Raw genomic sequence first — 10,965 nt, forward strand, 5'->3', positions numbered from 1 at the left:
GACGACGGCACGGACCAGGCGGTCCGAGGTCGTCGGCCCTGACGGTAGGGGCCGCGCCGACGCGCCGAAAGCGATTTCCCCGGCGGCACGGCCCGGTCCGGCCCGCTACTGTCGAACCGTGAGAACGCGATGACCGCCGACCCCCTGCTGCTGACCGGTGCGCTGGCCGAGGCGAACGACCGGCTGCTGCGTACCGTGTCCGGTCTGACCGCCGAGGACGTCGCGGCACCGTCGCTGCTGCCGGGCTGGTCCCGCGCGCACGTGCTCACCCACCTGGCCCGCAACGCCGACGGGTTCGTCAACCTGCTCACCTCCGCGCGCACCGGCGAGGACATCCCGATGTACGCCTCGGCGCAGGCCCGCGCCGACGACATCGACGCGGGCGCGAGCCGCGGCCCGGCCGACCTGCTGGACGACGTACGCCGCAGCGGCCAGCGCTTCGACGCGGCGGTGGCGGCGATGCCCGTCGACGCCTGGGGCGCCACGGTGCGGACCCGGCGTGGCCCGTGGCCGGCGGCGATGCTGGTCTGGGGCCGGTTGCGCGAGGTCGAGGTGCACCACGTCGACCTGGCCGCCGGTTACCGGCCCGCGGAGTGGCCGGAGGCGTTCGCCCAGCGGCTGCTGCACGAGGTGGTCACCGGGCTGGCCGCCAACCCGGCCGCGCCGTCCATGGTGCTGCGCTTCGACGGCGCCGCGTCCGAACTCGTCGTGGGCGACCCGGAGGGGGCGCCCACGGTCACCGGCCCCGCGCCGGAACTCGCCGCCTGGCTGACCGGCCGGGGCGCGGGCGAGATGCTCACCGTCGAACCCGACGGCCCCCTGCCGAACCCACCGGAATGGATCTGAACATCGTCATGACCTACACCGGAGACGTCACGCCCGGCGGCCCGCCGGCCGTACGCGAGCTCGACCGGCTCACCGTCACCAAGCTGTCGGTGGGCCCGATGGACAACAACGCCTATCTGCTGCGCTGCGGGGCCACCGGCGAGCAGGTGCTGATCGACGCCGCGAACGAGGCGCCTCGCCTGCTGGAGCTGGTCGGCGACGGCGGGCTGGCCGCCGTGGTGACCACCCACCAGCACATGGACCACTGGGTCGCGCTGGAGGAGGTGGTGGCCAAGACCGGTGCGCGCGCGCTGGTGCACGCCGACGACGCCGAGGGCCTGCCCATCGAGGCCGAGCGGCTCGCCGAGGGCGACACGGTGCCGGTCGGTGACTGCGCGCTGGAGGTCATCCACCTGCGCGGGCACACGCCGGGTTCGATCGCGCTGCTCTACCGCGACCCGGCCGGCACCCCGCATCTCTTCACCGGGGACTCGCTGTTTCCCGGTGGTGTGGGCAACACCGACCAGGACCCGGAGCGCTTCGGCCATCTCATCGACGACGTCGAGGCCAAGCTGTTCGACCGGCTGCCGGACGACACCTGGTTCTACCCCGGCCACGGCAAGGACAGCACCATCGGCGCCGAGCGGCCTGCGCTGCCGCAGTGGCGCGCCCGCGGCTGGTGAGCACGCCCGGCCCGGCCTCCCCCGTGGCGGCCGGGCCGGGCGCGGTCAGCCGGTGACCGCCCGCAACCGCCGCCGGGTGGCGAGCAGCACCGGGCCGGCCAGCAGCAGCCCGACCGCCATGGTCAGCACGGTGGGGTTGAGCGCCGCGGGCAACAAGCCCGTCAGCGCCCGCGCGGCCAGCCCCAGCGCCACGTAGAGCCCGGCCCACGCGGTCGCCCCGGCCGCCGCGCAGGCCAGGAACCGCCGGTACGACATCCGCAGCCCGCCGGCGGCCAGCGGCAGCAACGCGTTGAACACCGGCAGGAACGGCGCCACCAGCACGATCCGGCCGCCGCCGCGGTGCAGCAGCGTCTCGGCGGCGGCCCAGCGGGACTCGCCGATCCAGCCGCCCACCCGGCTGTCCCGCAGCCACCCGCCCCAGCGCCGGCCGGCGAGGAAACTCAGCGACCACCCGGCCAGGCAGCCGGCGACCACCGCCGCGACGGTGAGCGCTCCGCCGGCCGGGCGGCCCGCGCCGACCGCCGCGAGGACCGCGGCGTCGCCGGGCACCAGCACCCCGATCAGGGGTACGGCGTCAGCGAGCATGACCACGCCGAGCAGCCCCATCAGCAGGGTGGTGGGCAGCTCACCGGCGGCGGCCACGAGTTCGTTCATGAGCTGCACGCTATGTCCCGGCGGCACGCCGGCACATGGGGCATGAACCCCCAGTGGTCCCCGACACCCGACCCGGAGATCCCTGAGGGTCAGCGGGGGCGCAGCACCTGCACCCGGCGTACCGGGGAGTCGACAAAGGGTTCGGTGGTCGGCACCAGGTAGCTGGCCACCGGTTCCAGCCCGTCCGGCGGCAGGTGGCCCCGGTCCGGGTCGCCGACCAGCACCTGCACCCCGTGCGCGGCGCAGCGCCGCAGGTAGGGCAGGACCCGGGCGGCCAGGCCCGCGTCGTAGAGCGCGTCGCCGGCCACCAGCAGGTCGGCGTCCGCCACCCCGTCGAGCAGGTCGGCGCCGTCGACGCTCACCCGGACCCGGTTGGCGCGGGCGTTGACCGTGACGGCGGCCACCGCGTACGGGTCGATGTCGTTGGCGACCACCTCGTCGGCCCCGGCGAGCGCGGCGGCGATGGCGACCAGCCCCGATCCGGCGCCCAGGTCGAGCACCCGTCGCCCGGCGGCCAGCTCGGGATGGTCCAGCAGGTGCCGGGCCAGCGCCTGGCCACCGGCCCAGACCGACGCCCAGTACGGCGGCGGCAGCGACCGCCCGGCGGCGGCCTCCATCCGGGCCCACCACAGGATGGCGTCCTCGGCCAGGTGCAGGCGCACCTCGGGGACGAACGGCGTGCCGACCAGGCGCAGGCGGTCCGGGCCCGCGCCGGGCGCCGCGATCTCCTGTTCCAGGTCGGCCAGAGCCGTCTGCGTGCTCATCGGGGCAAGCATGCCGCGCCCCGCCCGGCGGTGGGGTCTTTTTCCCGCCGCGCGCGTATTCACGGGCGCGCCGCGCGCTTCCGGCAGCGGAATGCCGTCCGGGCGGTTACTGTCGGGGGTGGTAGAGGGCGATCATCGGTCGAGGGACAGGTGCTCGCCCGCATTGAACAGGGAGAGACGCATGGCAACCGGCACGGTCAAGTGGTTCAACTCGGAAAAGGGCTTCGGCTTCATCGAGCAGGACGGCGGAGGCCCGGACGTGTTCGTCCACTACTCGGCCATTCAGAGCAATGGCTACCGCGAGCTGAACGAGGGCCAGAAGGTCGAGTTCGAGGTGACGCAGGGCCAGAAGGGCCCGCAGGCGGACAACGTCCGTCCCATGTAGTGACGTGCCGGTGACGGCGGTCGGAACCCGACCGCCGTCGCAGCGCATCATCAGGACGGCGCGACCGGCAGGTCGCGCCGTTTCCGTAGTGGCCCGGCCAGCAGGATCAGCGGGGTCAGCGCCAGCCAGGCGGTCATCGCCCGGATCGCGCCGCCCGGCCCCCAGGCCGCGCCCAGCGCCCCGGCGAGCAGCGCGGCCAGCGGAATGGTGCCGTAGTTGAGCAGGTGCATGCTCACAGTCACCCGGCCGAGCAGCCGGTGCGGCGTGTACGTCTGCCGGAAGCTGCCCTTCACCACGTTGCCGATCGCCACGCCCAGGCTCACCAGTACGCCGCCGAGCACCAGCCACGCCGTACGCGCGCCGGGCCCGGCCAGTGGGATGAGCAGCGCGGGCGGGCCGGTCAGGGCGCCGGCGACCAGCAGTGTGCGGGCACTGCCGAGCCGGCGGGCCAGGCGCGCGGCGAGCGCGGCGCCGATCACGCCGCCGAGGCTGGCGAGCCCGATCAGGAGGCCGACGAGGCCCACCGGAAGGTCGGCCGTCCGGACCAGGAACACCACGAGCACCGCCTGGTAGCCGGTGAGCCCGATGTTGCTCGCCGCCCCGAACACCGTCAGGACCCGCAGGTACGGGTCGCGGGCGACGAATCGCAGCCCGGCGGCGACCTCGCGGCGCAGCGACGTCGACCCGTCCGGACGGTGCGGTCGGGGCTCGACCGCGCGGATGCGCCGCAGGCACAGCGCGGACAGCAGGAAGCTGAACGCGTCCACTGCCACAGCGGTCACCGCGCCGACCAGCTGGGCGACGAGACCGGCCAGTCCCGGCCCGACCAGGTAGCTCGCCGTCTGCGTGGCGTGCAGCCGCGCGTTGGCCTCGGGCACCTGCGCCGGACGCAACAGCGTGGGCAGGTAGACCTGGTCGGCGGTCTCGAAGAAGACCCGGGCCAGGCCGGCGCCGAGCGCCACGATCAGCAGATGCCCGACGGTGAGCAGTCCGGCCAGGGCGGCCACCGGCACGCTCGCGAACAGCGCCGCTGCGGCGAGGTCGGCGGCGATCATCACCGGGCGGCGGCGGACCCGGTCGACCCACGCCCCGACCGGCAGGCCGGCGAGCAGCCAGGGCAGCCAGGCGGCGGCGGTGAGCACCGCCACCTGGAAGGTGGTCGCGTCGAGCACCGCGACCGCCACCAGTGGCAGCGCCACTGTGGTCATGTTGCTGCCCACGGCGCTGACCGTGTGACCGGTCCAGAGCAGCCGGAAGTCGTGGTGCCGGAACAGCGGGCCGGGTGCGGCGTCGACCGGCCCTGAGGTGTGCGCGGGGGCGGTCACGACCGCCGCCCCGCTGCGGCGGTCACGGCCGGCCCGGAACGCCGTGGGCGAACACGAAGACCGGCTCGCGGCGCTGCCCGTCGTCCGGGACGGGCCGGTCCGCCCAGCGGGTGAGCAGGGCGATCACCTCACGGCCGAGCGTGTCCAGCTCCTCCGGGGTCAGGTGCAGCCAGTGGTCGGTGCTGAACGGCGCGTCGTTCCAGGCGGCGTACGTCTCGTCCGACGCGGCATGCCAGGCCCGTACCAGTTCGGCGTGCCGCTCCAGGTTGAGCGAGCCGGCGGCCTCGACGACGACCCGGGTGGACGGGTCGTCGCCGAAGTCGGACTCGGACCAGCGCACGCCCCGGTTGCGCGGCTTCCACCAGCGTTCCCGGCGGTCCCGGGCCAGCTCGGGCGCCTCGACCAGCAGGTCGGCGGCGGCGAGCACCTTGAGGTGGTGGCTCACGTTCGCCGGTGCCTGGTCGGTGCGCTCGGCGAGCATGCCGACGGTGCACGGGCCGTACACCTTCAGCACGTCCATGAGCCGGCGGCGCAGCGGATGGGCGAGCGCGGCGAGCACTCGCGAGTCGGTGATCTGCCGGACGGAGGGCTGTTCCATGCGGCGAGCCTGACATCCGCAAGAACCATTGCGCAACACATATTGCGGATTACGGGGAACCGGGGCGCCGCGATGTGACGGTCGCGGCGCCGGACGGTCAGGCGGTCAGCCGCCGGGACAGCTCGTCGGCGACGTCCCGGGCGATCTGCGGCGGGATGGCCTCGGCGATCTTCTCCGGCGGCAGCCCGGCCAGCACCCCGGAGACGATCTGCTCCTCGTCGGTGAAGTCCTTGCCGGACAGCTCGTTCACCTGCGCCACCAGCGCCGGCCAGGCCCGCAGCATCGCCAGCATCTGCTGCAACGGCGAGTTCGCCATGGGCGGGTTGACCAGCCCGGTGGTGTTGGCCGGCGAGATGAGCCAGTTGCGCAGGTTCTGCAGGTCGGCCAGGACGTCGCCGACGGTACGGTTCTTGGCTCCGGTGTCGTTGATGAGCTTGTCGGTCTGTTCCATGTCGTCCTCCGGGTTCGCGATGGCGATCATCCCGATCGCGGTCAGGTAGCGGCGGAACAGCGGGGTCTGGTCCCGGCCCGCCTTCGTGGAGTCGCGGAAGAAGCTGAAGTGGGTGTGGAACAGGTGGCTGCTGTCGCCGCCGGTGCGCCGTCCCAGCCGGTCCCAGCGGCGTACGGTCCGCCCGTCCGGGGAGTAGACGATCTCCCGGATGTCCCGGGTGTCGGCCGCGTTCGCCACGCACTGCGCCACCATCCAGGTGGAGAACGTCCGCAGGTTGTGCGTACCGCCGCCGGAGCGGACGGAGAACGTGCCGACGTCCAGCGCCGACGCGTAGAGCGCGAGCCCGGACCGGTCCCGGCTGGACTCCACCACGGAGTAGTCGTTCGTGACGACCCGGTCGGAGCCGCAGTGGTAGCCGCCGCGGTGGTTGACGTCGCCGACGATGCCGACCTCCGCCGGCTCCAGGTCGTCGGCGCGTACGGCGTTCTTGTCGACGTTGAGGTAGGTGAGTAACAGATTCCGGACGGCCAGCAGGTTCGCCGGGGCCGACGTCATGGCAGATCCCCTTCCGATCGATGACCGGCGAGGACACGACAATCACACCGCGCGATGACATGAGATCCGCGGACGCGCCCCGCCGGAGAACTGCACGGCACCGGGCACTTGCTCCGAGCTTAACTGCGGTTAGGCAGAAATGCCCAGCTCAGGGGCGCTTTTTGAACTATCATCCCGCTGTGGACGGTGCCGGCACGAGCGGCAGCACCAGCGCCGAGGGATGCTCGCGATCGTGGAGGATCTCCCGCCATCCAGCACGGAGGGTCACGGCGGTGCCGAGCGGCTCGCCGGTGCCGGGGTTGCGCGCGTACCGGGGGTGGGCGCCGCCGGAGACCTGCACCCGCAGCCGGTGCCCGGGCGCGAAGCGGTACGCGGCCGGCCAGAGCGGGACCGGCACGGTGACCACGCCGGACGCATCCCCCGGGAACCGGCCCGGCTCGACGCGCACCAGGCCGTCGCAGACGTTCCACGAGCGCCCGCGCCGGTCCACGTCGCACAGACGCACGAACACGTCCAGGTACGACAGTTCGCTGCGCAGGTGGATCTCGGCGCGTACCGGCCCGGCCACCTCGACCGGCTCCCGCAACGGCTCGCTGGTGTACGTGAGCACGTCCGGGCGTGCCTCCACCGGCCGGTTGTCCACCGGGCCGGCCCGCTGGGCCACCAGCAGCGGCCCGCCCAGCGACGGGGTCGGGTCGGCCGGGTCGTACCGGATGCGGTCCGGCGTGCCGTGCTCCTGCGGTTGCGGGGCGAGCGCGCCACCGGACCGCAGGTACCACCGGACCGGCGTGGCGGGCGGCGGCCAGTCCGGCAGGTCGCGCCAGCCGCCGCCGACGCCGCCGACGTGCACCCGCACCGGCGCCCGCTGTGGCGCGGGCCGCCCGGCCAGGTGCGCGTCGAGCCAGTCCAGCCCCTCCCGCAGCGACGCCAGGAGCAGCCCGGGACTGCCGTGCGTCCACGGCCCGACGACGAGGCGGGGACGCGCCCCGGCGGCCCGCAGGCGGGCGAAGTCGTCGAGCTGGGCGGGCAGGAAGATGTCCTGCCAGCCGCTGACCATGACGACCGGCGCGCGGACCTCGGTGATCCGGTCGCCGAAGACCCGGGTGCGCCAGTAGTCGGCGCCGGGGGTGTGGTGGCGCAGCCACTCCTGGAAGAACGGCACCGTCACGCCGGTGGCGATCCGGTCGGCCTCGGCCAGCGGCAGGTGCGTCAGGGCGCGGGCGAGCCGGGGCTGGCCGCGTTTGAGTTCCCACTGCCGGGCCAGCCAGGGCACCGTCTGCGCCTCGATCAGCTCGGCCCAGGTGAGCACCGTGTCCAGGGCGAACGACCCGCCCGCGTACGTGGAGTCGCGGGTGGCCGACGCGGTCACCACGGCGACCATCGCGCGCAGTTCCTCGCCCGCCTCGGCGGCGAGCGCCCACTGCACGAAACCCTGGTAGCTGGCGCCGAACATGCCGAACGCGCCGGTCCACCACCGCTGGCGGCGCAGCCAGTCGAGCGTGTCCAGGCCGTCGTCGCGCTCGTGCACGAACGGCGCGAACTCGCCGCCGGAGCCGAACGTGCCGCGGCACGACTGGATCACCACGTGGAAGCCCCGCTCGGCGATCAGGCGGCCCAGCAGCCGGACCGGCCCGCCCCGCCCGTACGGCGTGCGGATCAGCACGCACGGCGCGGCGGGCAGGTCGGGCGCGTAGTGGTCGGTGCGCAGCGTCACTCCGTCGCGTACCCGCACCGGGATGTCCCGGCGGACCGCGACCCGCCCGGTGCGGGCGGCGGGCAGTCGCAGCGCCGCGGCGGCGGCCCGGGTGACCAGCCGCACGGTCAGGCGTCCCCGGACCCGGCGCCGCGGCGCGGGGCGGCGCGGATCTCGTCCCGGTGGGTACGCATGGAGTGCACCATCTCGGCCATGAACCGCCGCACCACGGCCAGCTCGTCGTCGCTGAAGCGGTCCATCACCTCGTCGGTACGGCGGCCGAGCGGCCCGAAGAAGCTCTGCGCCAGCGTGGCGCCCCGGTCGGCGTAGTGCAGCAGGATCTTGCGTCGGTCGGTGGTGTCCCGGTCGCGCCGGATGTGGCCGCCGCGCTCGAGCCGGTCGACGAGCGCGGTCACCGAGCCGGAGGAGAGGTTGAGCGCCTCGCCGAGCCGGCCGGGAGTGATCGGGTCGCCCACCAGCTCGGCCTCCATGACCGCGATCAGGGCGTACAGGTCGGTGGCGTTGAGCCCGTGCAGCCCGGCGAACGCGTGCCCGATGTGCTGGGCGTCGACCGAGTAACGGCGCAGGTCGTTTGTGATCTCGGCGACCATCCGACCGCGCGGGTCGTCGCGTCGCCGATACATCCTGTGCGCCGCCACCGCTCGTCGCCTCCCCTGTCCGAACCGGTTCGGTTGCAGCATAGAGCCACCCCGGATAATCTCGCTTATCAAGATACTCGCTCAGAGAGAATCCTCCGCGACCAATATGTGAGGGCATCCGATGTCACTGTTCTCCCGCGTCGTCCGGGGCCGGCTCGCCGCCTGGCTCACCCTGGCCGTCGCGCTCGTCGTCGGCGTGGTCGCCTTCGGGCTGCCGAAGCCGGACAACCCCGACCCGGTGTCCGGCACCGGCCTGTCCGTGGAATGGCAGTCGACGCAGGTCGAACGGCTCCAGGACCAGTTGCCCTCCAAGGACGCCCAGACCGCCCTCGTGGTGGTCAGCCGCGCCGACCAGGCACCGCTGAGCGGCACGGACCGCAGCACGCTCGACGGCATCGCCGGCGAGCTGAACTCGCTCGCCGCCGGCGGGCGGGTCTCCCCCGCCCAGGTCTCCCCCGACGGCACCGTGGCGCTGGTCGCGGTGCCGCTGTCCACCGAGGGCGGCCCGTCGGCGGTGGTCGACGAGGTGGAGAAGCTCCGCGAGGCGGTCGGTGGCCTGCCCGGCGAGCTGACCGTCGAGGTCACCGGCGGCCCGGCGTTCACCGCCGACCTGGGCAAGGTCTTCGAGGGCGCCGACACCACGCTGCTGCTGTTCACCGCCGCCGTGGTGGCGGTGCTGCTGCTCATCACCTACCGCAGCCCGTTCCTGTGGCTGGTGCCGCTGCTCGTGGTGGGCGCCACCGAGCAGATCACGCTGCGCGTGGTGGAGTCCCTCGTCCCCGCGTTCGGCATCTACCTGCCCAGCGGGCAGGTGACGGGCATCGCCAGCGTGCTGGTCTTCGGCGCCGCCACCAACTACGCGCTGCTGCTCATCGCCCGCTACCGGGAGGAACTGCGCCGCGAGGAGGACCGGTTCGCCGCCATGCGCGCCGCGCTGCGCCGTACCGCCGAGCCGATCCTGGCCAGCGGCAGCACCGTCGTCCTCGGCGTGCTCACGCTGCTGCTCTCCGAGCAGGAGACCAACCGGGCGCTGGCCCTGGCCTGCGCCACCGGCGTGATCCTCGCCATGCTCTCCGCGCTGTTCGTGCTTCCGGCCGCGCTGCTGCTGTTCGGCCGGGGCCTGTTCTGGCCGTTCATCCCCCGGGTCGGCAGCGCCGCCCGCGAGGGCCGGATCTGGGGCCGCCTCGGCGAGCTGGTGGTCCGCCGCCCGCTGCCGGTCGCCGCGCTCGCCGTCCTGCTGCTCGCCGGCCTCGCACTCGGCGGCCTGGGCATCCGTACCGGGCTGTCCGAGACCGAGCAGTTCAGCGAGAAGCCCGAGGCGGTCGCCGGGGCGGAGACGCTCGCCCGGGCCTTCCCGGCCGGCAGCACCCAGCCGGTCGCGGTCATCACCAACCCACAGGCCGCCCCGGCGGTCCTCGCCGCCGCCTCCGACGTCGACGGGGTCGCCTCGGCCCGCCCCGGCACCGCCGGGGACCGGGTCGCCCAGATCGACGTGGTGCTCACCGCCGAGCCGGGCAGCGCCGCCTCCGACCGGGCCGTGGTGGCGCTGCGCGACGCCGTGGCCGCCGTACCGGATTCGGCGCCGCCCGCTGTGGACGGAGCGGACGCCCCCGACGGCGCGCTGGTCGGTGGTTCGGTGGCCGCCACGTACGACTCGAACGAGGCGAACACCAAGGACCTCCAGCTGATCCTGCCGCTCATCCTGCTGCTGGTCGGCGCGGTGCTGGTGCTGCTGCTGCGCGGGATCCTGGCGCCGCTGCTGCTGGTGCTCACCGTCATCGGCTCGTTCTTCGCCAGCCTCGGCGCGGCCTGGCTGCTCTTCGACCACGTGCTGGACTTCCCGGCGCTGGACAGCGGGGTGCTGCTGCTCGCGTTCGTGTTCCTGGTGGCGCTCGGCGTCGACTACAACATCTTCCTGGTCACCCGGGCCCGGGAGGACGCGCGGCGCAGCGGCACCCGCGACGGCATGCTGTCCGCGCTGCGCGTCACCGGCGGCGTGATCACCAGTGCGGGTGTGCTGCTCGCGGCGGTGTTCGCGGTGCTCGGCGTGCTGCCGCTGATCACGCTCACCCAGATCGGCATCATCGTCTGCCTCGGCGTGCTGCTGGACACGCTGCTGGTCCGTACCGTGCTGGTGCCGGCGCTGGCGTTCCTGCTCGGCGACCGGTTCTGGTGGCCCGGGCGGATCGCCCGGGACGCCGACGCGCCCGCCGTGGCGCCGGCCGAGCCGGTTCCCGCACGGGACTGAGCCGAACAGACGGGCGGGGGCCGGGCGCGTACGCGCCGGGTCGGTGCCGTTGAGCGCCTTGTAGTCGGCGATGAAGGTGCCACGCGCCTCGGTGGACGGAGCGCAGGGGCAGGTGAGGATGGTGC

General features: G+C 74.0%; 11 protein-coding genes. 4 read left to right on the forward strand and 7 right to left on the reverse strand.

Annotated features, from left to right (window positions below; all coding sequences use genetic code 11):
* Positions 1–129: 129 nt before the first annotated feature.
* Positions 130–846, forward strand: a complete 717-nt coding sequence (locus AB0B20_RS28055; protein WP_357381002.1) for a maleylpyruvate isomerase family mycothiol-dependent enzyme — start codon at positions 130–132, stop codon at positions 844–846.
* An 8-nt stretch (positions 847–854) separates the two neighbouring features.
* On the forward strand, positions 855–1,508 hold the full coding sequence (locus tag AB0B20_RS28060) for an MBL fold metallo-hydrolase (RefSeq protein ID WP_357381001.1): 654 nt from the start codon (positions 855–857) through the stop codon (positions 1,506–1,508).
* Positions 1,509–1,553: 45 nt separating this feature from the next.
* Here AB0B20_RS28060 and AB0B20_RS28065 read toward each other — a convergent pair whose 3' ends face one another.
* Positions 1,554–2,162, reverse strand: coding sequence for a VTT domain-containing protein (locus tag AB0B20_RS28065; protein ID WP_357380998.1), 609 nt, complete (start codon positions 2,160–2,162; stop codon positions 1,554–1,556).
* Between the two features lie 89 nt (positions 2,163–2,251).
* Positions 2,252–2,926 carry a 50S ribosomal protein L11 methyltransferase gene (locus AB0B20_RS28070; protein ID WP_357380996.1) on the reverse strand — a complete coding sequence of 225 codons (675 nt, stop codon included), beginning with the start codon at positions 2,924–2,926 and terminating at the stop codon, positions 2,252–2,254.
* A gap of 181 nt (positions 2,927–3,107) precedes the next feature.
* Between AB0B20_RS28070 and AB0B20_RS28075 the strand changes: the two genes are divergently transcribed.
* Entirely contained in the window at positions 3,108–3,311 is a 204-nt protein-coding gene (locus AB0B20_RS28075) for a cold-shock protein (RefSeq protein WP_184686822.1), read from the forward strand.
* Positions 3,312–3,361: 50 nt separating this feature from the next.
* Here the strand turns inward: AB0B20_RS28075 and AB0B20_RS28080 are convergent, their stop codons facing one another.
* The 5 genes from AB0B20_RS28080 to AB0B20_RS28100 all read right to left on the reverse strand — a co-directional run bounded on the left by AB0B20_RS28080 (position 3,362) and on the right by AB0B20_RS28100 (position 8,577).
* On the reverse strand, positions 3,362–4,636 hold the full coding sequence (locus tag AB0B20_RS28080; protein ID WP_357474801.1) for an MFS transporter: 1,275 nt from the start codon (positions 4,634–4,636) through the stop codon (positions 3,362–3,364).
* Between the two features lie 22 nt (positions 4,637–4,658).
* Complete coding sequence (locus tag AB0B20_RS28085) at positions 4,659–5,234, reverse strand: metalloregulator ArsR/SmtB family transcription factor (protein WP_357474804.1); 576 nt, start codon at positions 5,232–5,234, stop codon at positions 4,659–4,661.
* Between the two features lie 97 nt (positions 5,235–5,331).
* Entirely contained in the window at positions 5,332–6,240 is a 909-nt protein-coding gene (locus tag AB0B20_RS28090) for a hypothetical protein (protein WP_357474808.1), read from the reverse strand.
* A gap of 169 nt (positions 6,241–6,409) precedes the next feature.
* Positions 6,410–8,065 carry a CocE/NonD family hydrolase gene (locus AB0B20_RS28095; protein ID WP_357474814.1) on the reverse strand — a complete coding sequence of 552 codons (1,656 nt, stop codon included), beginning with the start codon at positions 8,063–8,065 and terminating at the stop codon, positions 6,410–6,412.
* A complete protein-coding gene (locus tag AB0B20_RS28100; RefSeq protein WP_357381178.1) occupies positions 8,062–8,577 on the reverse strand; it encodes a MarR family transcriptional regulator in 516 nt (171 codons plus the stop codon). The genes AB0B20_RS28095 and AB0B20_RS28100 overlap by 4 nt, the downstream gene beginning before the upstream one ends.
* 136 nt (positions 8,578–8,713) lie before the next feature.
* Here AB0B20_RS28100 and AB0B20_RS28105 point away from each other — a divergent pair, with 136 nt between their 5' ends.
* Complete coding sequence (locus AB0B20_RS28105; protein ID WP_357474811.1) at positions 8,714–10,840, forward strand: MMPL family transporter; 2,127 nt, start codon at positions 8,714–8,716, stop codon at positions 10,838–10,840.
* The last annotated feature ends 125 nt before the right edge of the window (positions 10,841–10,965 follow it).

The organism is Micromonospora sp. NPDC049151 (assembly GCF_040648395.1).
Classification (GTDB): domain Bacteria; phylum Actinomycetota; class Actinomycetes; order Mycobacteriales; family Micromonosporaceae; genus Micromonospora.

Excerpts from the sequence above, each read along its gene's own strand:
- AB0B20_RS28055 (WP_357381002.1), top strand. The coding sequence starts at position 130 with ATGACCGCCGACCCCCTGCTGCTGACCGGTGCGCTGGCCGAGGCGAAC.
- AB0B20_RS28060 (WP_357381001.1), top strand. The coding sequence starts at position 855 with ATGACCTACACCGGAGACGTCACGCCCGGCGGCCCGCCGGCCGTACGC.
- AB0B20_RS28065 (WP_357380998.1), bottom strand. The coding sequence starts at position 2,162 with ATGAACGAACTCGTGGCCGCCGCCGGTGAGCTGCCCACCACCCTGCTG.
- AB0B20_RS28070 (WP_357380996.1), bottom strand. The coding sequence starts at position 2,926 with ATGAGCACGCAGACGGCTCTGGCCGACCTGGAACAGGAGATCGCGGCG.
- AB0B20_RS28075 (WP_184686822.1), top strand. The coding sequence starts at position 3,108 with ATGGCAACCGGCACGGTCAAGTGGTTCAACTCGGAAAAGGGCTTCGGC.
- AB0B20_RS28085 (WP_357474804.1), bottom strand. The coding sequence starts at position 5,234 with ATGGAACAGCCCTCCGTCCGGCAGATCACCGACTCGCGAGTGCTCGCC.
- AB0B20_RS28090 (WP_357474808.1), bottom strand. The coding sequence starts at position 6,240 with ATGACGTCGGCCCCGGCGAACCTGCTGGCCGTCCGGAATCTGTTACTC.
- AB0B20_RS28100 (WP_357381178.1), bottom strand. The coding sequence starts at position 8,577 with ATGTATCGGCGACGCGACGACCCGCGCGGTCGGATGGTCGCCGAGATC.
- AB0B20_RS28105 (WP_357474811.1), top strand. The coding sequence starts at position 8,714 with ATGTCACTGTTCTCCCGCGTCGTCCGGGGCCGGCTCGCCGCCTGGCTC.